Source organism: Paracoccus suum (assembly GCF_003324675.1).
In the GTDB taxonomy this organism is placed as follows: Bacteria; Pseudomonadota; Alphaproteobacteria; order Rhodobacterales; family Rhodobacteraceae; genus Paracoccus; species Paracoccus suum.
This window is the reverse complement of sequence record NZ_CP030918.1, coordinates 1,175,129-1,199,400: the sequence shown is the minus strand read 5'-3', so window position 1 is coordinate 1,199,400 and position 24,272 is coordinate 1,175,129. Positions and strand designations below refer to the sequence as shown.

Below are 24,272 nucleotides of genomic sequence, written 5' to 3'. Positions count from 1 at the left end.
CCTCGCCTTGCAGCGTTCGCGGGCGCGCTTAGCACCGCCGCGGCAAATGCGCCACCGCTGCCCGGTCAAACCGACGCCGCGGCCCCGCGCCGAATGCGCGCAGGAGGCGTCAGGCGCGTCGGGCGACGGCGATGCCCAGCAGGTCCAGCACCCGCGCCTCGATCTGCGGGGCGTTCATGGCGGCGCTGGCATACATTGCCGCCGGATCGCCATGCTCGATGAAATCATCGGGCAAGACCATAGATCGATAGCGATAGCCCCGGTCAAACACGCCGGCATCGGCCAGCAGTTGGGCGACGTGGCTGCCGAAGCCGCCGACTGCGCCTTCCTCGATGGTCAGCAGAGCGTCATGCCGGCCCACCAGGTCGAGGATCAGGTCGCGGTCGAGGGGCTTGGCAAAGCGGGCGTCGGCAACGGTCGGGGTGATACCGCGCGCGACCAGCGCCTCGCGCGCGGCCATGACTTCCGAAAGGCGCGTGCCGAAGCTGAGAATGGCAACGCCGCTGCCCTCGGCGACGATCCGGCCGCGACCGATTTCAAGCGGCTGTGGATCGGCCGGGATCTCGACCCCGGTTCCCTCGCCCCGCGGAAAGCGAAAGGCGATGGGGCCGGAATCGTGGCGTGCGGCGGTGACCACCATGCGCGCCAGCTCCGCCTCGTCGGCGGCGGCCATGACCACGAAACCGGGCAGGCTGGCAAGAAAGCCGATGTCGAAAGAGCCGGCATGGGTCGCCCCGTCAGCGCCCACCAGCCCGGCGCGATCGATGGCAAACCGCACCGGCAGGTGCTGGATCGCCACATCATGCACGATCTGGTCGTAACCGCGCTGCAGGAAGGTCGAATAGATGGTGCAGAACGGCCGCATGCCGCCCGCGGCGAGGCCCGCACAAAAGGTCACCGCATGCTGCTCGGCGATGCCGACATCAAAGCAACGCTTGGGAAAGCGATCCGCAAAAGCCTTGAGGCCCGTCCCGTCCGGCATCGCGGCGGTGACGGCGACGATCTTGTCGTCGCGCTCGGCCTCGGCGATCAGGGTCTTGGCAAAAACCGAGGTATAGCTGGGGGCATTCGACTTGCCCTTGGCCTGGGCGCCGGTCAGCACGTCGAACTTGCCGGTGGCATGGCCGCGGTCGGCCGCGGTCTCGGCCGGGGCATAGCCCTTGCCCTTGCGGGTGACGACATGGATCAGCACCGGGCCCGTGGCGCGCGCCTTGACCGTGCGCAGCAGCGGCAGGAGCTGGTCCAGGTCGTGGCCGTCGACCGGGCCGATGTAGGAAAAGCCCAACTCCTCGAACAGCGTGCCACCGACAGTCATGCCCTTCAGCATATCCTTGGCCCGCCGCGCGCCCTCCTGCAGCGGCTCGGGCAGCAGGCCGACGGCGCCCTTGGCAAGCCCCTTCAACTCCTGGAACGGGCCGCCGGCATAAAGGCGGGTCAGATAGCGCGACAGAGCGCCCACAGGCGGCGCGATCGACATCTCGTTGTCGTTCAGGATCACGATCAGGCGCTTGCCCAGATCGCCGGCGTGGTTCAGCGCCTCGAAGGCCATACCGGCCGACATGGCGCCATCGCCGATCACCGCGACGGCATCCCCGGGATCGCCGCCAAGCTCGCGCGCCATGGCAAAACCCAAGGCGGCGCTGATCGAGGTGCTGGAATGGCCCGCGCCAAAGGCGTCATAGGGCGACTCGCTGCGCTTGGTGAAACCGCTGAGGCCGCCGCCCGCGCGCAGGGTGCGGATGCGGTCGCGCCGGCCGGTCAGTATCTTGTGCGGATAGGCCTGATGGCCCACGTCCCAGATGATCTTGTCGCGCGGCGCGTCGAACACCGCATGCAGGGCCACCGTCAACTCGACCACGCCGAGGCCCGCGCCCAGATGGCCGCCGGTCACGCTGACCGCGCTGATCGTCTCGGCCCGCAATTCGGCGGCGAGTTGGTGCAACTCGCGGTCGGAGAGCGACTTGAGGTCGGACGGCAGGGTGACGCGATCCAGAACCGGCGTCGCAGGGGGGGTGATGCTCTCGGTCATGGCTGGCGGGTCATGGGTGACCCCCTTTGCTGCTAGGGGCGCGCGTCAGGCGTCACGCTCGATGACAAAGCGGGCGAGCGCGATCAGATCATCCGCCTCGCTGCCATAGGGGGCCAGCGCGGCGATGGCCCGGTCAATCAGCAGATGGGCCTTGGCGCGCGCGCCGTCCACCCCGAGGAGCGAGACGAATGTCGCCTTGCCCGCGGCCTCGTCCTTGCGCGTGCGCTTGCCAGTGGTTTCCTCGTCGCCGGTGGCGTCGAGCAGGTCATCAGCGATCTGGAAGGCGAGGCCGAGGTTGCGGGCGTATTCAGCCAGCGGCGCGGTATCGGCGCCGGCGATCATCGGGCCGGCTGTCGCGGCAAAGCCGATCAGCGCGCCGGTCTTGGCTTGCTGCATGCGCTTGACGGCGGCGAGGTCAGGCACCTCGACCGCGGTTTCGGCGGCGATGTCCAGCGCCTGACCCCAGACCATGCCTTGGGCGCCCACGGCGTCGGCAAAGGCGGCCAGCAGGCGGATACGGGCCTCGGGCGGGCCGATGGCGGGATCGGCCAGCAGGCCAAAGGCCAGCGCCTGCAGCGCGTCGCCGGCAAGGATCGCGGTCGCCTCTGACCACTGGACGTGGCAGGTCGGCATGCCGCGACGCAGGTCGTCGTCGTCCATCGATGGCAGATCGTCATGCACGAGGCTGTAGGCGTGCAGCGCCTCGACGGCTGCGGCGACCGGCAGCGCCGCGTGATCGGGAACGCCGTTAAGGCGCGCCCCCTCCATCACCAGAAAGGCCCGCACGCGCTTGCCGCCCAGCGTGGCATAGCGCATCGCGTCGGTCAGATCGCCATCCGGCAGCGCGGCGAGCGAGCCGTCCAGCGCCGCGCCGACTGCGGCGCGTACCGCCTCGAATCGGGCTTCCATCATAGCCCTTCGACCGGGGTCGTGCCGGTGGGCTTGCCGCTGGCGAGTGTGATGCGCTCGACCCGCTCCTCGGCGGCTTTCAATCGCGATTCGCAATGCTCGCGCAGCTTTGCGCCCCGTTCATAGAGGGCGATGCTGTCTTCGAGGGTCGCATCGCCATGCTCGAGGCGGTTCACCACGCTCTCAAGCTCTTTCATCGCGTCCTCGAAGGACATCGCGGCAATGGCTGAGGCGTCGGCGGCATCGGTCATACGGTTTCCTCCTGCAGCGCCTCGACATGGGCGCGGGCGCTGCGGCCCAGCGCGGCGAGGTCATAGCCGCCCTCGAGGCAGGACACCATCGGCGCTTTCCCGGCGGCGGCACAAATGGCGCGCGTCAGCGCGGCAAAGTCGTCGTCCGACCATTCCAGCGCCGCCAGCGGGTCATCCGCATGGGCGTCGAACCCGGCCGAAATCAGCACCAGTTGCGGCCGCCAATCCGCCATGCGCTGCAACGGGCTGGCCCACGCGGCCCGCGCCGCGGTCCCGTCCGAGCCGGGGCGCAGCGGCAGGTTCACGATCTGGCCGTGCGCGCCCTGTTCCGACGGCGCGCCCGTTCCCGGCCAGAGCGGCATCTGCTGGCTGCTGACGAACCGCACGCGCGGCTCGTCCCACAGCAGGGCTTGGGTGCCGTTGCCATGATGGACGTCAAAATCCAGCACCGCGACGCGTTCAAGGCCGTGATAGTCCAGCGCCCGCTTGGCGGCGATAGCGACATTGCCAAAGATGCAAAAACCCATCGGCAGCGCGGCCTCGGCGTGATGGCCGGGGGGGCGCATGGCGACAAAGGCGCGCGTCCCCTCGCCCGCCAGCACGGCATCTACGGCCGCGCAGGCGCCGCCCGCGGCATGCCGAGCGGCCACCAGGCTGCCCGGTGCGACCGAGGTTTCGGGGTCGAGATCGGCGAAACCCTCGGCCGGGACCGTCGCTGCAACCAGATCGAGATAGCTTTGTGGGTGACAGCGCAGCAGGTCCGCGTCCTCCGCCACGGGCGCGCTGCGCCGGTCCAGTGGCAACCCCTCCAGCGCGGCCAGGACCGAGGTCAATCGCGCAACCTGTTCGGGATGGCCGGGGGGCGTCACATGGCCATCGGCCGAAGGGTGGGTGTAGAGCAGCGTTTTCATGGCGCGGAAGCTAGGCCTGCCCGCTGGCCGGGGCAAGGGCGCGCCGCGGGGAGGCGCGGGCGAGATACGGCGGCCTTGGGCCGCTGACGGCACCCTCACGCAATCGTCACGCGACCTAACCACCTGATCCGGCGTTCAATGTCATTCCATTTCCCCTCGGGAGGCCTCAGCCATGATGACTGCCAGCCACCGCCTCGCCGGTGCCATCGCCGCCGTGATTGCCCTGGGCATCGCCGCCCCGGCCGCGGCGAAATGCCCGCCGGGCCAGGCCAAGAAAGGCAATTGCTCTGTCGAGCAGAGCCACAAGCAAGGGCCGGGCAAGGGCGCCGGTCATAAGGACAATGGCAAACACAAGGCGAACAAGAGCAGCGCCAAAGAACACGGCAAGCCCACGCAGGTGCAGCGGGCTGCGGTCCGACCCCATCGCGCGGCGGTGCCGGTGGTTGCCGCCGGTTCTGCGGCTGCCGCGGCGGCCGCGGCTGGCAAGGGTCCGGTGGTAGTTGACCGCCTGACCGACGACGGCCGCATTGTGGTCGGCGACAGCCTTGGCATCTCACGCTATCGCCGGATCGCCGATCCGCGGCTGTTCGACCTTCCGGCGCGCTCGGACGGTCTGGCCTATTACCGGGTCGGCGATCGCATCGTCCTTGCCGATCCCCGCGACTACCGCGTGCGCGAGTTCATCGATCGTCCCGATAGCCAGCGATTCTGCCCGCCGGGCCTCGCGAAGAAAGAGCCGGCCTGCATCCCGCCCGGGCAGGTCGACAAGATCATGCGCACCCAATGGGACCGCGACCGGTTCCTGCCGATCACCGACTACGCCCGCTACGGACTGGCCCCGCCCCGCGACAACTGGGGCTATTACGTGGTCGACAATGCCATCGTCCGCGTCGACCAGCGCTCGCACGAGATCCTGTCCCTCGTCAGGCTGATGGACGCGATCCTGTAGCGAAGACAGCGGCCCACCATTCCGCTGGGCCGCTGCATTTCAAGCGGTCGGCGCCTCACTCGGCGGGGATCGCGGCGTCCTCGGCCATGTCGGTGATCGGATGTGGCAGCAGGGCCAGCATCTCGCGCGGGACAACCTGCAGGAACTGGCCGCGCGCGACCTCCCAATCCGCCAGCAGCGCTTGCGCCCGCTTCGATCCGGTTTCGGCCGCGTGACGCTCTACCATTTCCCGCAACTCGGCCTCCCAATGCGGCTGAGTCACCGGGCAGACCACTAGCGTCTCGCTGTTGATATAGAGGGGCGCGAGGCCCACCGGGTCCCAGACATAGGCCATACCGCCGGTCATGCCGGCGCCGAAGTTGGCGCCGATGCGCCCAAGGATGACGGCGACGCCGCCGGTCATGTATTCGCAGCCGTTGCTGCCGCAGCCCTCGATCACCACGCGCGCGCCGCTGTTGCGCACGGCGAAGCGCTCGCCCGCACGGCCGGCGGCGAACAGCCAGCCGGCGGTCGCGCCATAAAGTACGGTGTTGCCGATGATGGTGTTTTCCGCCGCCTCCAGCGGGCTGTTCATCGCCGGCTTGACGACGATGACGCCCCCCGACAGGCCCTTTCCGACATAGTCGTTGGCATCGCCCGAGACCTCGATCTTCAGTCCCGGGGCGGCGAAGGCACCCAGCGACTGTCCGGCGCTGCCGGTCAGGCGCAGCGTCAGGTGATCGGGCTGCAGGCTGTTCTTCATCCCGAACTTCTGCACGATCAGCGACGAGGTGCGCGTGCCGATGGTGCGCAGCGTGTTGCGCACGGCATAGGACAGCTGCATCTTTTCGCCGTCCTCGAAGAAGCGGGCGCCGTCGCGGATGATCTCGGCATCCAGCGTGTCCATGACCGCGTTGCGCGGCTTGCTGCGGTCATAGACGATCTTGTCGCTGCCATCGACGGTGATCAGCAGCGGGTTCAGGTCCAGGTCGTCCAGATGCGCCGATCCGCGGCTGACCTGTGTCAGCAGGTCCGCCCGGCCGATGACCTCGTCGAGCGAGCGCGCGCCGATGGCGGCTAGGATCTCGCGTACCTCCTGGGCGTAGAAGGTGATCAGGTTCACCACCTTGTCGGCGCTGCCGTTGAACATGGCGCGCAGCCGTTCGTCTTGGGTGCAGACACCAACCGGGCAGGTGTTCGACTGGCACTGACGGACCATGATGCAGCCCATGGCGATCAGGGCAGCGGTACCGATGCCGTATTCCTCGGCCCCCATCATTGCCGCCATGACAACGTCGCGGCCGGTGCGCAGACCGCCATCGGTGCGGAGCGTCACCCGGTCGCGCAGCTTGTTCATGGCAAGGACCTGATGCGCCTCGGTCAGCCCCATTTCCCACGGCAGGCCGGCGAACTTGATCGAGGTCGCGGGCGAGGCGCCCGTGCCGCCGTTATGGCCGCTGATCAGGATGACATCGGCCTTGGCCTTGGCCACCCCCGCCGCGATGGTGCCGACGCCGCCGCCGGCGACCAGCTTGACCGTGATCTTGGCGCGCGGGTTGATCTGTTTGAGGTCATAGATCAACTGCGCCAGGTCCTCGATCGAGTAGATATCGTGGTGCGGCGGCGGGCTGATCAGCGTCACGCCGGGCGTCGAGTGCCGCAGCCGGGCGATAAGCTTGGTCACCTTCATACCAGGCAGTTGTCCGCCCTCGCCGGGCTTGGCGCCCTGCGCAACCTTGATCTCCAACTCCTCGCAGGCGTTTAGGTACTCTGCCGTCACGCCGAAGCGGCCCGAGGCGACCTGCTTGATCTTGGCCGAAGGGTTGTCGCCGTTCGGCAGCGCCTTGTGATGGGCCGGATCCTCGCCACCCTCGCCGCTGTCGGACTTCGCCCCGATGCGGTTCATGGCGATGTTCAGCGTCATATGGGCCTCGGGGCTCAGCGCGCCCAGGGACATGCCGGGCGTCACGAAGCGCTTGCGAATCGAGGTGATGCTTTCCACCTCCTCCATCGGCACCGGCTTGCCCAGGGGCTTGATGTCCAGCAGATCGCGGATGTGGATCGGCGGGTTGGCCCGCATCTGGGCCGAATACTGCTTCCAGATGTCAAAGCTGGCCTTTTCGCAGGCCAGTTGCAGCAGCCGCATGACATTGGCTTCCCAGGCATGCTTTTCGCCCGAGCGGCGCAGCTTGTAGAACCCCCCGACCGGCAGCAGGTCGACCGGGGCGCTGAAGGCGGCCTCGTGGATTTCCTCCAGCTTGCGCTGGATGCCGATCAGGCCGATGCCACTGATGCGCGACTGCATGCCGGGGAAATATTCGGCTACGATGGCGCGGCTAAGGCCGACCGCCTCGAAGTTCAGGCCGCCGCGATAGGACGAGACCACCGCGATGCCCATCTTGGACATGATCTTCAAAAGGCCCGCGTCCATCGCATCGCGATAGCGGCGCATGTTGTCGATCAGACTACCCTCCAGCAGCCCGCGATCTATGCGGTCGGCGATGCTGTCCTGCGCCAGATAGGGGTTCACCGTCGTCGCCCCGCTGCCGATCAGCACGGCGAAATAGTGCGGGTCGATGCATTCCGCGGCGCGCACGTTGATCGAGCAGAAAGTCCGCAGCCCCTTGCGCGTCAGCCAGCTGTGTACCGCACTCGTTGCGAGGATCATCGGCATGCCGATCCGGTCGGGGCCCAGCGCCTCGTCCGTCAGCACGATATGTCCCGCCCCACTGCGGACCGCGTCCTCGGCCTCGGCCCGGATGCGGGCAAGACCGTCGGTCAACGCCTCGACACCCGCGCCATCGGGGAAGGTGCAGTCGATCCGGGTCACCGCGTCGCCGAAGATGCGGCACATCTCTGTGAATTCGTTGCTGGCGAGGAAGGGCGAGTCCAGCAGCAGGATTTCCGTCTGGGCGCTGCTCTCGTCCAGCACGTTCTTGAGGTTGCCGAACCGGGTCTTGAGGCTCATCACCCGGCTTTCGCGCAGGCTGTCGATGGGCGGGTTGGTGACCTGCGAAAAGTTCTGGCGAAAGAAATGCGACAGCGGGCGATAGCCGGCGGACAGCACCGCCTGCGGCGTGTCATCGCCCATGCTGGCGAGCGCTTCCTTGCCGTCCTCGGCCATCGGCGCAAGGACGGTTTCCAGTTCCTCGACGGTATAACCGGCGGCCATCTGGCGGCGGCGCAGGTCCTGGCCGCGAAAGCCTGTCGCCTCAGGCAGATCGCGCATCATGTCGCTAAGGGGCACGACCTTCTCGATCCAGTCGCCGAAGGGCTGGCTGGCAGACAGCAGGTCCTTCAGCTCGCGGTCGCGGTAAAGGCGCCCCTCCTCCATGTTCACGGCGATCATCTGCCCGGGCCCGAGCGCGCCTTTTTCGACCACGGTGCTTTCGTCCACCGGGCACATGCCACATTCCGAGCCTGCGATCAGCAGCCCGTCGCCGGTCACGGAATAGCGCATCGGCCGTAATCCGTTTCGGTCGAGGCCGCCGCAGACCCAGCGCCCGTCCGTCATGGCGAGTGCGGCGGGGCCGTCCCACGGCTCCATCACGGCGTTGCAATAGGCATACATGTCTGCCCAGGCGCGAGGCATGTCCGTGGTCGCCTTGGACCATGCCTCGGGGACCATGATGGTCTTGACCATCGGCGCGCTGCGCCCCGAGCGGACCATTACCTCGAACACCGAATCCAGCGCCGCACTGTCGGACGAGCCGGCCGGCACGATCGGCTTGATATCCTCGGCCATGTCGCCAAAGGCGTTCGACGCCATGCGAATCTCATGGCTTTTCAGCCAGTTGAGGTTTCCCTTCAGCGTGTTGATCTCGCCGTTATGGGCGAGCATGCGGAAGGGTTGCGCCAGCCACCACTGGGGGAAGGTATTGGTCGAATAGCGTTGGTGATAAATCGCAAAGGCGCTCTCGAACCGCTCGTCTTTCAGGTCGGGATAGAATTCGGCCACCTGCTCGGCCAGCATCATGCCCTTGTAGATGATCGAGCGGCAGGACAGCGAACAGAGGTAGAGGCCGGCGATCTGGGCGGCGATCGCCGCGCGCTCTATCCGGCGGCGGATGACGTAGAGCTCGCGCTCGAACGCCTCACGGTCAAGGTCCTTTTCGCAGCGGATCAGGATTTGCTCGATTTCCGGCCGGGTGGCATTGGCCTTTTCGCCGAGTACGGCCGTATTCACCGGGACGTGGCGCCAGCCGTAGATGTAATGGCCCATGCGGAGCACTTCGGTCTCGACGATCGTGCGGCAGCGTTCCTGCGCGCCGAAATCGGTCCGCGGCAGGAATACCTGGCCGACAGCGATCAGCTTGCCGTGGTCGGGCTCGTGCCCCGTGCGGCGCACCTGGTCGTAAAAGAATGGCACGGGGATCTGGACGTGGAGGCCGGCGCCGTCGCCGGTCTTGCCGTCGGCATCGACCGCGCCGCGGTGCCAGACCGCCTTTAGCGCCTCGATCCCGCTGGCAACGACGCGGCGCGAGGGTTTGCCGTTGATGCTGACCACCAGCCCGACCCCGCAAGAGGAATGCTCGTCCTCGGTGCGATACATGCCTGTGGCGGCGATATGCGTGCGACGCGCGGCCTCGCGGGCTTCCCAATCGCTCATTGCGGTTCCTCCGTCGTCGCCACCACGCGATAGGCGTCGGGGCGTGTGTCCTGAAATTCGAAATCGGTCAGCGCAAAGCCGGACTTGTCGTCCAGCGCGCCGTGGCTGAGAGCCGGCAGCTGCTCGCCCCGCTGCCAGTAAAGGGTGCTGCCACAGGTGGCGCAAAAGCCGCGCCGATGGCCGGGCGAGCTGACATAGATCGCGACTGGTCCATCAAAGGTCACGGACTGCACATCGGGCAGGTCGAACCACGGCCCGCTGTTCTGGCGCAGGCATTGGGTGCAGGCACAGACCCGAAGGGTCCGCGCGGAGAGCCGCGCAGTAAAGCGCACCCCGCCACAGAGGCAACCGCCGTTAACCTCGATGCTCATGGCTGGCCCCCGGTGGCGCTTTCGGCCAGCACCTCGGCCCGGGTGCGGCGGCGATGATCGCCGGCAAAGGCATATCCCGCGGGCCGCTGGTCGACATAGCTTTCCGACAGCAGCGGCCGGCCCCCCATGTCGTCCAGCGTGCCGAGTGCGATTTCCACGTCGCCGGCCGTGCCGCCGGTCTCGTCGCCGGTCACGACCTCGTACCACAGCTTGCCGCCGCAGTTCGCACAGCTGACGCGCCGCGCCCCGGGCGAGGATGCCCAGCGGATCAATTCCGGCTCGCCCTCAATGGTCAGGTCCTCAAGCCGGGCGCCGGTGTAGCAATTCACGCCGCCGGTCCAGCGACGGCAGGTGTCGCAATGGCACATACCGCAAGCGCCGGGCGCACCGACAAGGCGAAAGCGGACCGCCCCGCACGCGCAGCCGCCAGCCATGCGGTCGCGCGGAGGCGCGCTGCCCTCGATCACCAACGCCCCGGCGGCGTAGGCCGCGCCGCTGATCTGCTGCGGCTGGGGGTCAAAGCGGATTGCATCGGGGCGACGCTCGACAAAATTCTCATGGTGCAGAGTGGCGCCAGCGGCGTTGTGAAAGAGGCCCGGGCAGAGTTCGATGATGTCCCCGGCGATGTCACGGAACCAGATGCTGGAGCCACAGGTGCCGCAAAAGCCGCGTTCGGCAAAGTCGGACGAGCGCCAAACCCGGACCGGGCCGGTGATCGTGCATTGATCCGCCGGCGTGTCGAGGCCCATGCCCACCAGCCCTTGGAATCGGCGGCAGGGCTGGCACCAGCAGGCCGACATCTGTCGCGAGATGCCGGTTGCGCGCACAGTGACGGCGCCACAGGCGCAGCGCCCCTCGGTCATGGATTCGCCTCGATGTCATAGGCGTCCGGGCGACCATCGACATGCAGGAAACGGACGATGCGAAAGCCGCTGCGGTCGTCCAGCGCGCCATGAGCGAAGGAGGGCGCCTCGCCATCCTCCTGCCAGAAGAGCGTGCTGCCGCAGGCCGCGCAGAAGCCACGACTCGCATGGTCGCTGGCGCGGTACGTCGCGACATCACCCGTCATGGTCACGTCCTGCGCCTGGTTGGTCGAGATCAGCGGTCCGCTGTTCTGACGCATGCACTGGCTGCACCAGCAGACCGCCAGATCCCGCGTGGGCAGGCGCCCCGAAAAACGCACCGCGCCGCAGAGGCACCCGCCCTGGACCAGATGGCTCATCTCGCGATCTCCAGTGGAATCAGGGTGGCCGTCAGGATTTCGCAGTCATACATCGGCTCTGTACTGGCAAAGCCGGGTTGGCCGGAGCGGATGAACCTGACCGGGCTGTGGTCGAGGTTCTGCAGCGCGCCGGTGCTGTCCTTCTGCCGCTCCTGCCCGCCGAAGAACAGGCGCAGGCTGGCGCTGACATGCTGGTGACCCTCGCGCGAGATAAGGACGCGGCCGGCCTCGTCGCTGGTGGTCAGGTGAAAGGACGTGCGGGCCAGCGGCTCGCCGTCGATGGTGACGGTCTCGCCGGTGAGGCGATCCGCGCCGACATGGTGCAGGCGCTGCCCGTCGCTGCCGGCCGTCCAGAAGTCGAAGCTGTCCTTGCCGCTGGCCAGCAGCGCGCTGAGCGAGGCGTCATCCGCAGCCCCGGGTTCCAGCCGGTCGGACACCCCCGTCTCCGGGTCCTCGGAATCGAGCCAGCGGGTCTCGGCGTCGATATGCGACATGAAGGTCGAGACGCCGCCCTTGCCGAAATAGGTGGTGTGCTGCTCGCCCGCCGGATCGGCGCTGCATTGGTAATGCTGGGCGACCGAGCAGCCACGTTCCTGCACCGTCAGTTGCAATTCGCACCCGGCCGGCGGGACGAAGAGGCCCGCCGCTGCCGCAGGACCGCCGAGGCAGGCGGCTGCGACCGCCATGGCGGCGGGGCGCACAATCAGCGCTGCCAGGCCTTGTCCGGGTGCCATGCGCCTGATCATCGCCCTGTCCCTACTCGGCCGCCGTCTGCTGCAACTGGCTGTCCAGATCGAGCACGATCCGTGCCGCCGCCTCGCGTCCGTCGCGGATCGCCCAGACCACCAGGCTGGCGCCGCGCACGATGTCGCCGACGGCGTAGACGCCGGGCAGGCTGGTACGATGGGTGCCATGCTCGGCCCGGATCGTGCCCCAGCGCGTGACCTCCAGCCCCGGCTGGCCCCAAAGGCGGGGCAACTCCTCGGGTTCGAAACCGAGGGCCTTGATGACCAGCTCGGCCGGCTCGTCGTAGTCGGCGCCCTCGATCAATTCGGGCGACTGGCGACCGCTGATGTCGGGCACGCCAAGGCGCATACGCTGGACGCGGACGCGCGCGATGACGGGGTTGTCGCCGATACCGTCGCCGGTCACGTCGCCGCCGGCATTGGCCACCTCGGCTTCGTCGCCGGTCGCGGCCTCGCCCGTGACATGGCCGGCAAAGGTCACTCCGTCCGGCCGTCCGCCATCAGCCGCGCCGGCGAAGGCGCCGGGCGCGGTCATCCAGACAAACTCGACTCCCTCTTCCTCGGCATTTGCGACCTCGCGCTGGCTGCCGGGCATGTTGGCCCGGTCGCGCCGGTAGAGGCACTTGACGGATTGGGCGCCCTGCCTGATGGCGGTGCGCACGCAGTCCATGGCCGTGTCGCCGCCGCCGATGACGATCACGCGCTTGCCGCGGGCATCCAGCTCTCCGTCCAGAAAATCAGGGACTTCGTCGCCGAACTCGACCCGGTTGGCGGCGGTCAGATAGTCGAGCGCGCGGACGACGCCGCGCGCCTCGGCATTGTCGATATCCAGATCGCGAGTCTTGTAGACGCCGGTCGCGATCAGCACTGCATCGTGCCGGCCGCGGATCGCGTCGAAACTCAGGTCCTCGCCGACCGCGGTGTTCAGGACGAATTCGACCCCAGCCTCGGCGAGCAGGGCGACGCGCCGGGTGACCACGTCTTTTTCGAGCTTGAAGCCGGGGATGCCATAGGTCAGCAGGCCGCCTGCACGGTCGTGGCGGTCGTAGACGGTGACCTGAAAGCCGACGCGTCGCAGCATGTCGGCGGCGGCCAGCCCCCCGGGGCCAGCGCCGATGATGCCGACGCTTTCACCCCGCTCAGCCTGCGGCCGCGGCCCCTCGACCCAGCCTTCGGCCCAGGCGGTGTCGGTGATGTATTTCTCGACGGCACCGATGGTGACAGTGCCGTGGCCGGACTGCTCGATGACGCAGTTTCCCTCGCACAGGCGGTCCTGCGGGCAGATGCGGCCGCAGATTTCCGGGAAGGTATTGGTGGCCTGCGCGGTCTGGTAGGCCTCGCGCAAACGGCCCTCGGCTGTCAGGCGCAACCAGTCGGGGATGTTGTTGTGCAGCGGGCAGTGGCTCTGGCAATAGGGCACGCCACACTGGCTGCAGCGACTGGCCTGCTCGGCCGCTTTCTGTGCGGCAAACTCGCGGTAGATTTCATTGAAATCCTCCGCTCGCTCGCCGGCCGGACGCTTTTCCGGCATCTCGCGGCCGAGCGTCACAAACTTCAACATCCGCTGTCCGGCCATGCTGCCCCCCGCTCGTCTCAAGGGATCGGCCTAAAACAAGCGAGGCAACATGAAAAGGCAGCAGTGCTGACCTTAATTAAAGATTCTTTGGCCGATCCAGTCGGAAGGAAATTTTTCCCTCATGATTTAGGTCCGGTTTTTTACCTACCTGCCGCCAAGGCCAGCAAAACCACGATCCCTACCGCGATCCGCCACCACGCGAAAAGCGCGTACCCGTTGCGCGAGACGTAACCGAGCAGCCAGCGCACCACGATCGACGCGGCGATGAAGGCGCAGACAAAGCCGACGGCGACATGCAGCCATCCGGCCGAATCCAGCACGGCGCGGTTCTTCATCAGGTCATAAGCGAAGGCGCCTGCCATGGTCGGCATCGACAGCCAAAAGCTGAACTCGGCCGCGGTCCGCTTGTCAGCCCCCATCGCCAGCGCGCCGACGATGGTCGCCCCAGACCGCGAGACCCCGGGAATCATCGCGAGGCACTGGATCACGCCAATGCCAAAGGCGACCGGCAAGGGTAGGTCCTCGGCTGCGTGATAGCGCGGGCTCACCGCCAACCGGTCGGCGAACAGCAGAATGATCCCGCCCAGAATCAGCATCACGGCGATCAGGGAGGGCGTTTCAAACAGCACCGTCTTGATGAAATCATGCGCCAGAACGCCGACCACGACGGCGGGCAGGAACGCCAGCAGCACCGCCAGGATAAAGCGGCGCGAGCGCGGATCATGTGGGGCCGATGCGAACAGGCGCCACAGCCGGCCAGCGTAAAGGCCAAGGATCGCGAGGATCGCGCCAAGCTGGATCAGCACCTCGAACGCGCGGCCGGGCGAATCAAAGCCAAGAAAGTGCCCGGCCAGCAGGATGTGGCCGGTGGAGGAGACGGGAATGAACTCGGTCAGGCCCTCGAGCAGCCCCAAGGCTGCGGCAACCAGTGTCTGGTCGGCCATCAGCGCGCGCGCAGCTTTTTGGCCGAGGCCTTGATCGCCGCATATTGCCCGGAGGGGCGGAAGCGCCACAGGTAGTCCGGAATCACTGCATCGGCCGCGACCGGGGTGATCCCGAGGTCGGCAAAGCCCATGGTGCCGGTGCCGACCCGGTTAGGCACGCGCAGCGCGCGAAGCTGGTCGCGGGTGATCAGCCGGTTGGTCACCAGACCGCCGCTTGCCCATTGGAAAACGTCCAGCCCGGTCGCCGGAATTGCGGCCAGCCAACCGGGCAGGCTGACGACTAGACGCCGGCGGCCGATGACGCCCAGGATCTGCGCCATCACCTGGCGGAGGGTCATCACCTCGGGGCCGCCAAGTTCGTAGATGCCGGACGGCGCCTCGCCTCCCGCCGCCATGACAGCCACCCGGGCAACGTCATCTACGAACACCGGTTGCACCTCCGAGCGCCCGCCCGTGATCGCCACGATCGGCGCGAACGATACCAGCCCCGCGAGCTTGTTGTAGAAGCTGTCGCCGGCCCCGAACATTACCGAGGGGCGCAGGATCACCGCATCGGGCCGGGCTTCCAATACCAGCGCCTCGCCCCGCCCCTTGGACGACAGATAGCCGGACTTGGCGTTCGCGTCGGCACCCAGGGCCGAGACCTGCACCAGCCGGGGGACCCCCATTTCGACCGACAGCCGGGCGATACGGCCCGCCGCCGCCTCGTTGACGGCGTCAAAGCGATTTCTTCCCTCAGAGACGATGACGCCCACGCAGTTGATGACGGCATCGGCATCCGTCATCGCGGCGCGCACGGAGAAATCGTCGCGCACGTTGCAGGCGACGGGCTCAACCTGGCCAACGGCGCCATAGGTCCGCACCGACAAGGCCTCGTTCGGGCGGCGCACGGCCACCCTGACGCGCCAGCCCTGCCGGGCCATTGCCTGGGCGATCTGCCGGCCCAGAAAGCCCGAGCCGCCGTAGATTGTCACCAGTTTCGACATGGCCAAACCCCCGGTCCCTGCTGACCTTTTCGCCATGGGTGTTAGCCTCTGCCACCTCGCGCGGCAAGCATCGCGCGTTCGGCTCGCTGGGATGGGCAGGCGCGCCGCGCGCCATCATCGAGGTTGTGCAAGGATCGCGCGTTTTGCCCGTTGACACCCACGGCGGCTCGCCATAATTCCCCTCTCCACGCGACTGGCCCAGGTGGCGGAATTGGTAGACGCGCACGGTTCAGGTCCGTGTGCCGCAAGGTGTGGAGGTTCGAGTCCTCTCCTGGGCACCACAATTGCGACGATCGCGCGAACCTGAGCGCGAGTGTGACAGACCCCGGCAATTGCTGGGGTTTTTCATTTTCCGGATACCACGCCCAGCCAGATCAAGCCAGTTCGGCCAGCGCCTCGGTCAGGGCCGCGATGCCTAGCGGAATCCGCTCGGTGCCGATGGATGCGCAGCCGAGGCGAAAGAACGGGCACGGCTGGGGCGGGTGCTCGAAAAAGACATCGCCCGGCTCGATCAGGACGCCACGCGCGACGGCGGCATTGGCGAGGGCGCGGCTGTCGACGCCGGCCGGCGCCTCGACCCAGAGGCAGGCGCCGCCGTCGCGGCCAGCCCCCGCAATGCGGAACGGCGTATCGGCCAGGCTTTGCACCAGGCACGCCATGCGCGCCGCCATCGCCTCGCGCAGGCGGTGGATATGCGCCTCGTAATACCCCAGTGACAGGAAATAGGCGGTGATGCGCTGCATCTGGCTGGCGGGATGGCGCAGCATCATCGCCCGCTCGGCGCGCGCTGCCTCGATCAGCGGGGCCGGGCCGACCAGATACCCCATCCGCAACCCCGGAAAGAGCGATTTGGAAAAGCTACCGAGGTAGATCACCCGGCCGTTGCGATCGAGCGACTTGAGCGCCGGCATCGGCGGTGCGAGGTAGGACATCTCGTAGTCGTAATCATCCTCGATGATCAGGAAATCATCCGCCTCGGCCCGTTCGAGCAGCGCGCGGCGTCGATCCATGGGCATCGTCGCGCCGGTGGGAATGTGGTGGCTGGGGGTGACCACGACCATCTTCGTGCCCGCGGGAATCGCTCCCAGGTCAAGCCCGCCCTCGTCGACCGTAGCGAACTGCATGGGCACGCCGCGGGCGCGCAGCGTTTCGGCGAAGTCGGGATAGCCAGGCTCTTCGATGACGGTGGGGCGGTCGTCGCGGGCCAGCAGCTCCAGTGTCAGGTAGAGGGCATTTTGCGAACCGACGGTGATCAGAACCTCGTCAGGCCGCGCGCTGATACCACGGCGTGGCAGGGTCGCCGTACAGATCTGCTCGACCAGCCGCGGATCGTCGCGGGTCATCAGATCGACCGACATCTCGCCAAAATCGTTGCGGCCCAGAGCACGGCGCGCGCAGTCGCGCCAGGCGGCATGGTCCAGCAGCGAGGGATCGGTCTGCCCGAAAATGAACGGATAGGGATAGTCGCGCCAGTCGGCCGGCTTGCGAATGACCCGCTTGCGCGGCGTGTGCGGCGGAAGCCATTCGTCCCAATTGACGCTGCCTCCCGCCTCAGGGGCGCCGTCCCCTTGGGTCGACAGCCGGCGCACCGGCACGGTCGAGGCAACGACAAAGCCGGATCGCGGCTTGCTCTCGATATAGCCCATTGCCGCAAGCTCGGCGTAGACCAGAGTTACCGTCATGCGCGAGAGGCCGAGGGCGTTCGCGAGATACCGGGTCGAGGGGATGCGCGTGCCGGGCACACAGCCCGCGGACATGATCGCCGTCACCATTCCCGACATCAGACGCGATTGCAGCGTCTGGTGACGCTCCTGACCCAGGAAGATTGAATCGAGGGGCAGGCAAGCCGTCATCGTTCTGGACCTACCGATATCCTAAACTGGACATAGCCTGTGACGGAACGTCACGCAATGATGCCAGTCAAGCCGCGCAAAGATGCGGTCCAGCGGCCCTCAGCCCGTTTCAGGGAGTAGAAAATGAGCTTTATGAAAACCATGTGGACGGGCGTATCCCTCCGCACCTCGGGGAGGACTGCGATGGCCCTGACGGCCGCCGCGTTCCTGTCGGCTGGCGTCGCCAACGCCCAGGAAAGCGTCACGGTCGGCTATCAGCAGATCGTCGGGCCCTTCCTGTCGGCCATCGCGGATGGCAGCATCGATAAGGCGCTGGCGGATGCCGGCTACAAGGCCGAATGGCGCCAGTTCAGTTCGGGCGGCGATATCTCGACGGCGCTCGCCTCGGGCGACGTGCCGATCGGCGTGATCGGCTCGACCGGCCTGACCGCTGCCGCCTCCCGCGGTGTCGATGTCGCGGTATTCTGGATCCTCGACAACATCGGCAAGTCCGAGGCGCTCGTGGCGCGCAACGGGTCGGGCATCAACTCGCCCGCCGATCTGAAGGGCAAGAAGGTCGCGGTGCCGTTCGTTTCGACCTCGCACTTCCACCTGCTCGCTGGCCTGACCAAGATGTGGGACATCAACCCGCGCGATGTTCAGCTGCTGAACCTTGCGCCGCCGCAGATCGTGGCCGCTTGGCAGCGCGGCGACATCGACGCCGCCTACGTCTGGCCACCGGCCCTGTCCGAGTTGAAGAAGGACGGCACTGTGATCGCCGACTCCGAGCAGATCGGCGCCGCGACCGTGCCGACCTTCGACGGCCTCGTCGCCAGCACCTCCTGGGCCGAGAAGAACCCCAAGTTCATGGAAGCCTTCACCAAGGCGCTTGCCGCGGCCTATGCCGACTACAAGGAACATGGCAAGGACTGGACCGCCGACTCGCCGCAGATCCAGGGCATGGTGAAGCTGATCGGTGGCAACGCCGCCGATATCGCCAGCGACATCCAGCTGCTGGGGTTCCCGACCGCGGATGAGCAGGCCTCGGCCACCTGGCTCGGCGGCGGCAAGGAGGGCGGTGCCCTGCGCGCGCTCGGCACTAGCGCCGAGTTCCTGAAGGACCAGAAGCAGATCGACGCCGTGCTGGACGACTATAGCCCGTTCGTCCTGAGCACCTACGCTGAGGCTGCATCCAAGTGATGGCCCAGGCATCAGAAACCGGCAGCGCCCAAGTGGCGCTGCGGGTCGAGAACGTCGACCTGACCTACCCGCGGCAATCGTCCCACACGGCGGTGATTGCACTGAAGGGGCTCAATCTCGATATCGAGCCAGGGGACTTCGTGGTGGCGTTGGGCGCGTCGGGCTGCGGCAAGACGACCCTGCTGAACCTGATGGCGGGCTTCATGGCCCCCACGGCGGGGCAGCTGACGCTGGGCGGCCGCACCATCCGCGGGCCGGGTGCCGACCGCGGCGTGGTGTTCCAGAAGCACGCCCTTCTGCCTTGGCTCACGGTCATGGAAAATGCCGAGTTCGGCCTCAAGCTGCGGGGCGTTCCGAAGGTCGAGCGCCGCCGCCGTGCGGCCGATAACCTGGCGCTGGTCGGGCTCGAGGATTTCCACAACCACATGATCTATCAGCTTTCGGGCGGCATGCAGCAGCGCGTGGGCATTGCCCGCGCCCTGACCTGCGATCCCGCCATGCTGCTGATGGACGAGCCGATGGCGGCGCTTGACGCACTGACCCGCGAGACCATCCAGGAACTTCTGCTGAAGATCTGGTCGGTGTCCAACAAGATGTTCTTCTTCATCACCCACAGTGTTGAAGAGGCGCTTTTCCTCGGATCGCGGCTGATCGTCATGTCGCCACGCCCGGGCCGGATCACCCACAGCTTCGATCTGGATTTCAACCGCCGCTTCCTCGAGACCGGCGATTCCCGCGCGGTCAAGTCGGACCCGGATTTCATCAGGATGCGCGAGCAGGTGCTGGGCATCATCTATGGCGACGAACGGGCCGGAGCGGCCGAGGGGGTAGTCCATGGCTGAACAGAGCGCCGCCGGCTTTGCCTTTCCCTGGTTCCGGGGCAAGCGCGCCGCACAAGCAGGATCGTATTACGGCGTCACCTCGGGCTCGACGGTCAATGTCAGCCTGCTGACCGCGGTCATCCTGATCGCCCTGTGGTTTCTCGTTACCGGCATGGGCTGGGTCAAGCCGCTGTTCCTGCCGTCGCCCGGCGCCGTATGGAACAAGTTCGTCATTGCCTCGACCGACGGCGTGGCCAACTCGACCTTGCTGCAACACACGCTGGCCAGCCTCGGGCGGGTTTTCTCGGCCTTCGTGCTGGCCGCGGTCATCGCCATTCCGGTCGGTATCCTCATGGGCGTGAACCGCCTGATGCGCGGCATCTTTGACCCGATCATCGAATTTTACCGTCCGCTTCCGCCGCTGGCCTATCTGCCGCTGGTCATCATCTGGCTGGGGATCGGCGAAGGCTCCAAGATTTTCCTCATCTTCCTGGCGATCTTTGCGCCGCTCGCGATTTCGGCCCGCGCCGGGGTGCGCTCGGTCGCGACCGAACAGATTCACGCCGCCTATGCGATGGGCGCCTCGCGCGGCCAGGTCATCCGCCACGTCATCCTGAACGGCGCCCTGCCCGAGATCTTCACCGGGATGCGCATCGGCCTCGGCGTCGGCTGGACGACGCTGGTCGCGGCCGAGATGATCGCCGCGACGCGCGGCCTGGGGTTCATGGTGCTGAACGCGGCCCAGTTCCTCGACAGTGCGACCGTGATCATGGGCATCATCGTCATCGGCGCTTTCGCCTTCGCCTTCGACTTGCTGATCCGCTACCTGGAACGGCGCCTGATCCCGTGGAAAGGCAAAGTCTGAACGCCCTTTTACCCGCGGCGGTCCAGGCCACCGCGGGCTGAGGCCCGCCTCCCGGCAAAACGCTTTCCACACTGACCGATCGTGACGCGCGGCAATGACCGCGCGGCGAGTATCCAATGACTGAGAGGACTGCCATGAGCACCCTGACCGCAGACCATCTGAAGGCGACTTTCGACGCTTTCAACCGTCACGACATCGACGGCGTGATGCAGCATTTTGCCGATGACTGCGTGTTTTACACCGTCGCTGGCGACAACGAGTTCGGCAACGAGGTGAAGGGCCGCGAGGCGATCGCCAAGGCGTTCACCGGCGTCTGGACCGCGATGCCGGATGTGCAATGGGCCGACCACAGCCACTTCATGTCCGAGGACGGATCGCGGGGCGTGTCGCAGTGGACCTTCCGCGCGACCAACCCGGACGGCACCCGCACCGAGGTGCAGGGCGCTGACCTGTTCCGGATCAAGGACGGCAAGATCGTCGAAAAGCAGGCCCTGCGCAAACAACGGCCCGCCGTCGCAGCGAAGTGAGGGTATGATGCAGGCGCATAAACCCCGCGGCTCGGTGAAATACGATCCGCTATACGATCCGATGACGGCCAAGGGGACCGGCCACGGCAGCGACTATGCCCCGACCTACTGGATCGGCACGGCCGGCCCCCCGCCCGAGGATGATGGTCCCGTCACCGGCGACATGGATGTCGAAGTGGCGGTCATCGGATCGGGCTACACCGGCCTCAACTGCGCAATCGCCTTGGCCCGCGACCTCGGGACCGAGGTAGTCGTCCTCGAGGCGCATGGCACGGCCTATGGTTGCTCGACCCGCAACGGCGGCCAGGCCCAATTCTCGGCCGGGCGACTGAAGCGCAGCCAGTGGATCGAGCGCTGGGGCCTCGACGTCGCCCGGCGCCTGCATGGCGAGATGCTGGAGGGGTTCGAATACTGGCGCGGTCAGATCCGCGACCACGCTATCGACTGCGATCCGCAGGACGGCGGCCATTTCTACTTGGCGCACAAGGCCTCGGTGATGCCCGGCCTCGCCAAAGAGGCCGAGGTCCTGCGCGACAAGTTCGGATATGGCGCGCGCATGATGAGCCGCGGCGAGGTCCACGAGCAGGTCGTCCGCGACCAGGAAGCCCAAGGCGCGATGTACGAGCCTGATGGCGTCGGCATCCATGCCGCCAAGCTGGCCTTCGGCTATTGCCGCGTCGCGCGCGAGCATGGCGCCAAGGTGCACGTCGACAGCCCGGTCGTCTCCTGGGACTACAGGAACGGCGTGCATCACCTGCGCACGCCCGGCGGCACCGTCCGGGCCAAGCGGGTTGCGGTCGCTACCGCCGGCTACGCCCCGCGCAGCCTGCACGCGAAGCTGCGCGACCGGCTGCTGCCGATCATGTCGAACAGCGTCGTCACCCGGGTCCTGACGGCCGAGGAGCTGGCCGCGGTCGGCGCCCAGGTCGGCTCGCCGCTGACCGATACGCGCACGTTGCGCCACTACTACCGGATGTTGCCTGACAACCGCTTGCAGATCGGCAGCCGTGCGGCCATCACCGGCCGCGATGCAGCCAACCCGGCACATCTCGCCGCACTGCGCGAGGGCATGGCCCGCAAGTTCCCTGCCCTGCGCGGGATCGAACTGGATTACAGCTGGTGGGGCTGGGTGGACGTCAGCCATGACATGATGCCACGCATCACCGGGCTGAAGGATCTGCCCGGCGCGTTCTACGCGCTCGGCTACGGCGGCAACGGGGTGATGTATTCGGCCATGGCTGGCCGGCGCATGGCGCAGTTGATTGCCGGGCAACCCGTCCCCGATCTACCGATCTTCGGGACAGAATTGAAACATGAGGGCTGGAAGACGCCGTTCAGGCGTCTGGGGCAATGGGGCCTCTACCAACTCTATCACTATCGCGACGAGCGTCAGAAATAAGGAGCGCGCCATGAAAATGACCACCGAGGAGGCTTTCGTCAAAGTCCTCCAGATGCACGGCATCGAACATGCCTTCGGGATCATCGGCAGCGCGATGATGCCGGTATCCGACCTGTTCCCCAAGGCGGGCATCACCTTCTGGGACTGCGCGCACGAGACGAACGCCGGCCTGATGGCGGACGGCTTCACCCGCTCGACCGGCAAGATGTCGATGGCGATTGCCCAGAATGGCCCGGGCGTGACCGGCTTTGTCACCCCGATCAAGACCGCCTACTGGAACCACACGCCGCTGCTGCTGGTGACCCCGCAGGCCGCCAACCGCACTATCGGCCAGGGCGGCTTCCAGGAAATGGAGCAGATGCGCCTGTTCGCGGACTCGGTCTGCTATCAGGAAGAGGTGCGTGACGCCTCGCGCATCCCCGAGGTGCTGAACCGGGTGATCATGCAGGCCTGGCGCAACAGCGCCCCGGCGCAGATCAACATCCCGCGCGACTTCTGGACCCAGGTCATCGACGTCGAACTGCCCCAAGTCGTCGCGTTCGAGCGTCCGGCAGGCGGCGAGGAGGCTGTTCGCGAGGCCGCGAAGCTGCTGTCCGAGGCCAAGAACCCGGTCATCCTGTCGGGCGCCGGCGTGGTGCTGTCGGGCGCGATCCCGGACCTTGCCAAGCTGGCCGAGCGTCTGGATGCCCCGGTCGCCAGCAACTACCAGCACAACGACAGCTTCCCCGGCAGCCACCCGCTGGCCGTCGGCCCCCTGGGCTATAACGGCAGCAAGGCCGCGATGGAGCTAATCCGCGACGCCGACGTCGTGCTTGCGCTGGGCACGCGCCTCAACCCGTTCTCGACCCTGCCGGGTTATGGCATCGACTACTGGCCCAAGGATGCGAAGATCATTCAGGTTGACATCAACCCGGACCGCATCGGCCTGACCAAGAAGGTCACGGTCGGCATCCAGGGCGATGCCGCGAAGGTGGCGCGCAGCATCCTCGCACAGCTGTCCGGCACCGCCGGCGACGAGGGTCGCAAGGAGCGCAAGGAGCGGATCGCGCAGACCAAGTCGCGCTGGGCGCAGGAACTGTCGAGCCTCGATCACGAGCAGGACGATCCCGGCACCCAATGGAACGAGGAAGCGCGCAAGCGTGACAGCGAACTGATGTCGCCTCGTCAAGCGTGGCGTGCCATCCAGGCCGCCGTTCCGGCCGAGGCGATCATCTCGTCCGACATCGGCAACAACTGCGCCATCGGCAACGCCTACCCGACCTTCGAGACGGGCCGGAAATACCTCGCGCCGGGCCTGTTCGGTCCCTGCGGCTACGGCTTCCCTTCGATCCTGGGCGCCAAGATCGGCAACCCGGACACCCCGGTCATCGGCTTTGCCGGCGACGGCGCGTTCGGCATCTCGATGAACGAGATGACGGCCTGCGGCCGCGACGACTGGCCGGCGATCACCATGGTGATCTTCCGCAACTACCAGTGGGGTGCGGAAAAGCGCAACACGACGCTGTGGTACGACAACAACTTCGTCGGCACCGAGCTTGACCGCGACACCACCTACGCCGGCATCGCCAAGGCCTGCGGCGTCGAGGGCGTGCAGGTCCGCAGCACACAGGAACTGACCGAGGAACTGCGCAAGGCGGTCGATCGCCAGATGAACGAGAAAAAGACCACGTTCATCGAGGTGCTGCTGAACCAGGAACTGGGCGAGCCCTTCCGCCGCGACGCCATGAAAAAGCCGGTGGTCGTGGCCGGCATCGACGCAAGCGACATGCGTCCGCAGAAGGGCGCCGCCTGATCCAGGCCGCATAGCAAGTCGGCACGCTCGATCCTCCGCGCGTGCCAGCCGGCCTGCCAGGCCGTGCCAAGACTGCCGGCGCGACACCTGCGACGGCATCCCTGCGGAGCCCTTCCCGGCCCTACTCTTGCTCCGTCCCGGCCGGTCACACCCCCTGCCCGGCCACGTCGGCGGCGCACCACACCCGGCCCGCCTCTCCTGCATGTGCCGGGTGACTGCCGTCCCCGCCCGTCTGCTCCCCCCAGCGGCGGGCGGGGACGGCGCCCTGTCCTGGCCGCCACCTGGGACAACCGCACCCGCCGCGCCGATCGCGGCCCCCTGCCACGAAAGGACCGTCCGGTGGCCCTCACTCTG

Annotated in this window: 20 protein-coding genes and 1 tRNA gene; 8 read left to right on the top strand and 13 right to left on the bottom strand. The window is 67.1% G+C overall.

The genetic code is table 11. The features are described from left to right. Window positions 1-109: 109 nt before the first annotated feature. Genes dxs through DRW48_RS05765 form a run of 4 tightly spaced genes read right to left on the bottom strand, consistent with a single transcriptional unit; the run spans window position 110 to window position 4,100 of the window. The gene (gene dxs, locus DRW48_RS05780; protein ID WP_114075577.1) at window positions 110-2,029 is read right to left on the bottom strand and encodes a 1-deoxy-D-xylulose-5-phosphate synthase; all 1,920 of its coding nucleotides are present in this window, start codon (window positions 2,027-2,029) and stop codon (window positions 110-112) included. A 45-nt stretch (window positions 2,030-2,074) separates the two neighbouring features. After that, a complete protein-coding gene (locus DRW48_RS05775; protein ID WP_114075576.1) occupies window positions 2,075-2,938 on the bottom strand; it encodes a polyprenyl synthetase family protein in 864 nt (287 codons plus the stop codon). Further along, window positions 2,938-3,189, bottom strand: coding sequence for an exodeoxyribonuclease VII small subunit (locus DRW48_RS05770; protein WP_114075575.1), 252 nt, complete (start codon window positions 3,187-3,189; stop codon window positions 2,938-2,940). Before DRW48_RS05770 ends, DRW48_RS05775 begins: the two co-directional genes overlap by 1 nt. After that, window positions 3,186-4,100 carry a histone deacetylase family protein gene (locus DRW48_RS05765; protein ID WP_114075574.1) on the bottom strand — a complete coding sequence of 305 codons (915 nt, stop codon included), beginning with the start codon at window positions 4,098-4,100 and terminating at the stop codon, window positions 3,186-3,188. Before DRW48_RS05765 ends, DRW48_RS05770 begins: the two co-directional genes overlap by 4 nt. 172 nt (window positions 4,101-4,272) lie before the next feature. Between DRW48_RS05765 and DRW48_RS05760 the strand changes: the two genes are divergently transcribed. Further along, window positions 4,273-5,049 (top strand): hypothetical protein, encoded by a 777-nt coding sequence (locus DRW48_RS05760; RefSeq protein WP_114075573.1) that lies wholly within the window; start codon window positions 4,273-4,275, stop codon window positions 5,047-5,049. Between the two features lie 55 nt (window positions 5,050-5,104). On the opposite strand, the gene gltB is transcribed toward DRW48_RS05760, so the two are convergent. The 8 genes from gltB to DRW48_RS05720 all read right to left on the bottom strand — a co-directional run bounded on the left by gltB (window position 5,105) and on the right by DRW48_RS05720 (window position 15,482). Then, window positions 5,105-9,637 (bottom strand): glutamate synthase large subunit, encoded by a 4,533-nt coding sequence (gltB, locus tag DRW48_RS05755; RefSeq protein WP_114075572.1) that lies wholly within the window; start codon window positions 9,635-9,637, stop codon window positions 5,105-5,107. Further along, window positions 9,634-10,008, bottom strand: coding sequence for a GFA family protein (locus DRW48_RS05750; protein WP_114075571.1), 375 nt, complete (start codon window positions 10,006-10,008; stop codon window positions 9,634-9,636). The genes gltB and DRW48_RS05750 overlap by 4 nt, the downstream gene beginning before the upstream one ends. After that, window positions 10,005-10,871, bottom strand: coding sequence for a GFA family protein (locus DRW48_RS05745; RefSeq protein WP_114075570.1), 867 nt, complete (start codon window positions 10,869-10,871; stop codon window positions 10,005-10,007). Before DRW48_RS05745 ends, DRW48_RS05750 begins: the two co-directional genes overlap by 4 nt. Further along, entirely contained in the window at window positions 10,868-11,230 is a 363-nt protein-coding gene (locus DRW48_RS05740) for a GFA family protein (RefSeq protein WP_114075569.1), read from the bottom strand. The genes DRW48_RS05745 and DRW48_RS05740 overlap by 4 nt, the downstream gene beginning before the upstream one ends. Next, on the bottom strand, window positions 11,227-11,964 hold the full coding sequence (locus DRW48_RS05735) for a hypothetical protein (RefSeq protein ID WP_162784685.1): 738 nt from the start codon (window positions 11,962-11,964) through the stop codon (window positions 11,227-11,229). Before DRW48_RS05735 ends, DRW48_RS05740 begins: the two co-directional genes overlap by 4 nt. 22 nt (window positions 11,965-11,986) lie before the next feature. Beyond that, complete coding sequence (locus DRW48_RS05730; RefSeq protein WP_114075567.1) at window positions 11,987-13,552, bottom strand: NAD(P)-dependent oxidoreductase; 1,566 nt, start codon at window positions 13,550-13,552, stop codon at window positions 11,987-11,989. A gap of 140 nt (window positions 13,553-13,692) precedes the next feature. Further along, entirely contained in the window at window positions 13,693-14,496 is an 804-nt protein-coding gene (locus DRW48_RS05725) for an undecaprenyl-diphosphate phosphatase (RefSeq protein WP_114075566.1), read from the bottom strand. Then, window positions 14,496-15,482: a complex I NDUFA9 subunit family protein gene (locus tag DRW48_RS05720; protein WP_114075565.1), complete on the bottom strand. Its 987-nt coding sequence runs from the start codon at window positions 15,480-15,482 to the stop codon at window positions 14,496-14,498. The genes DRW48_RS05725 and DRW48_RS05720 overlap by 1 nt, the downstream gene beginning before the upstream one ends. A 196-nt stretch (window positions 15,483-15,678) precedes the next feature. Here DRW48_RS05720 and DRW48_RS05715 point away from each other — a divergent pair. After that, window positions 15,679-15,763: transfer RNA gene (locus tag DRW48_RS05715), tRNA-Leu, on the top strand. A gap of 93 nt (window positions 15,764-15,856) precedes the next feature. Here DRW48_RS05715 and pdxR read toward each other — a convergent pair. Beyond that, the gene (gene pdxR / locus DRW48_RS05710) at window positions 15,857-17,335 is read right to left on the bottom strand and encodes a MocR-like pyridoxine biosynthesis transcription factor PdxR (RefSeq protein ID WP_114075564.1); all 1,479 of its coding nucleotides are present in this window, start codon (window positions 17,333-17,335) and stop codon (window positions 15,857-15,859) included. 123 nt (window positions 17,336-17,458) lie between these two features. Between pdxR and tauA the strand changes: the two genes are divergently transcribed. The 6 genes from tauA (at window position 17,459) to xsc (ending at window position 23,918) form a co-directional block, all read left to right on the top strand. After that, on the top strand, window positions 17,459-18,514 hold the full coding sequence (gene tauA / locus DRW48_RS05705; protein WP_241963390.1) for a taurine ABC transporter substrate-binding protein: 1,056 nt from the start codon (window positions 17,459-17,461) through the stop codon (window positions 18,512-18,514). Then, window positions 18,514-19,356 (top strand): taurine ABC transporter ATP-binding protein, encoded by an 843-nt coding sequence (locus tag DRW48_RS05700; RefSeq protein WP_114075563.1) that lies wholly within the window; start codon window positions 18,514-18,516, stop codon window positions 19,354-19,356. Before tauA ends, DRW48_RS05700 begins: the two co-directional genes overlap by 1 nt. Beyond that, window positions 19,349-20,200 carry an ABC transporter permease subunit gene (locus DRW48_RS05695; protein ID WP_114075562.1) on the top strand — a complete coding sequence of 284 codons (852 nt, stop codon included), beginning with the start codon at window positions 19,349-19,351 and terminating at the stop codon, window positions 20,198-20,200. Before DRW48_RS05700 ends, DRW48_RS05695 begins: the two co-directional genes overlap by 8 nt. Before the next feature lie 134 nt (window positions 20,201-20,334). Beyond that, window positions 20,335-20,727: a nuclear transport factor 2 family protein gene (locus tag DRW48_RS05690; protein WP_114075561.1), complete on the top strand. Its 393-nt coding sequence runs from the start codon at window positions 20,335-20,337 to the stop codon at window positions 20,725-20,727. Window positions 20,728-20,734: 7 nt separating this feature from the next. Next, window positions 20,735-22,126, top strand: a complete 1,392-nt coding sequence (locus DRW48_RS05685; RefSeq protein WP_114077392.1) for an NAD(P)/FAD-dependent oxidoreductase — start codon at window positions 20,735-20,737, stop codon at window positions 22,124-22,126. 10 nt (window positions 22,127-22,136) lie between these two features. Next, window positions 22,137-23,918 (top strand): sulfoacetaldehyde acetyltransferase, encoded by a 1,782-nt coding sequence (xsc, locus tag DRW48_RS05680; RefSeq protein WP_114075560.1) that lies wholly within the window; start codon window positions 22,137-22,139, stop codon window positions 23,916-23,918. The last annotated feature ends 354 nt before the right edge of the window (window positions 23,919-24,272 follow it).

Coding starts and splice junctions, on each gene's coding strand:
- DRW48_RS05735 (WP_162784685.1), bottom strand. CDS start 11,964: ATGGCACCCGGACAAGGCCTGGCAGCGCTGATTGTGCGCCCCGCCGCC.
- dxs (WP_114075577.1), bottom strand. CDS start 2,029: ATGACCGAGAGCATCACCCCCCCTGCGACGCCGGTTCTGGATCGCGTC.
- DRW48_RS05725 (WP_114075566.1), bottom strand. CDS start 14,496: ATGGCCGACCAGACACTGGTTGCCGCAGCCTTGGGGCTGCTCGAGGGC.
- DRW48_RS05745 (WP_114075570.1), bottom strand. CDS start 10,871: ATGACCGAGGGGCGCTGCGCCTGTGGCGCCGTCACTGTGCGCGCAACC.
- DRW48_RS05760 (WP_114075573.1), top strand. CDS start 4,273: ATGATGACTGCCAGCCACCGCCTCGCCGGTGCCATCGCCGCCGTGATT.
- DRW48_RS05690 (WP_114075561.1), top strand. CDS start 20,335: ATGAGCACCCTGACCGCAGACCATCTGAAGGCGACTTTCGACGCTTTC.
- DRW48_RS05700 (WP_114075563.1), top strand. CDS start 18,514: ATGGCCCAGGCATCAGAAACCGGCAGCGCCCAAGTGGCGCTGCGGGTC.
- DRW48_RS05730 (WP_114075567.1), bottom strand. CDS start 13,552: ATGGCCGGACAGCGGATGTTGAAGTTTGTGACGCTCGGCCGCGAGATG.
- DRW48_RS05740 (WP_114075569.1), bottom strand. CDS start 11,230: ATGAGCCATCTGGTCCAGGGCGGGTGCCTCTGCGGCGCGGTGCGTTTT.
- DRW48_RS05765 (WP_114075574.1), bottom strand. CDS start 4,100: ATGAAAACGCTGCTCTACACCCACCCTTCGGCCGATGGCCATGTGACG.
- tauA (WP_241963390.1), top strand. CDS start 17,459: ATGAGCTTTATGAAAACCATGTGGACGGGCGTATCCCTCCGCACCTCG.
- DRW48_RS05750 (WP_114075571.1), bottom strand. CDS start 10,008: ATGAGCATCGAGGTTAACGGCGGTTGCCTCTGTGGCGGGGTGCGCTTT.
- DRW48_RS05720 (WP_114075565.1), bottom strand. CDS start 15,482: ATGTCGAAACTGGTGACAATCTACGGCGGCTCGGGCTTTCTGGGCCGG.
- DRW48_RS05775 (WP_114075576.1), bottom strand. CDS start 2,938: ATGGAAGCCCGATTCGAGGCGGTACGCGCCGCAGTCGGCGCGGCGCTG.
- gltB (WP_114075572.1), bottom strand. CDS start 9,637: ATGAGCGATTGGGAAGCCCGCGAGGCCGCGCGTCGCACGCATATCGCC.
- DRW48_RS05770 (WP_114075575.1), bottom strand. CDS start 3,189: ATGACCGATGCCGCCGACGCCTCAGCCATTGCCGCGATGTCCTTCGAG.
- DRW48_RS05685 (WP_114077392.1), top strand. CDS start 20,735: ATGCAGGCGCATAAACCCCGCGGCTCGGTGAAATACGATCCGCTATAC.
- DRW48_RS05695 (WP_114075562.1), top strand. CDS start 19,349: ATGGCTGAACAGAGCGCCGCCGGCTTTGCCTTTCCCTGGTTCCGGGGC.
- xsc (WP_114075560.1), top strand. CDS start 22,137: ATGAAAATGACCACCGAGGAGGCTTTCGTCAAAGTCCTCCAGATGCAC.
- pdxR (WP_114075564.1), bottom strand. CDS start 17,335: ATGACGGCTTGCCTGCCCCTCGATTCAATCTTCCTGGGTCAGGAGCGT.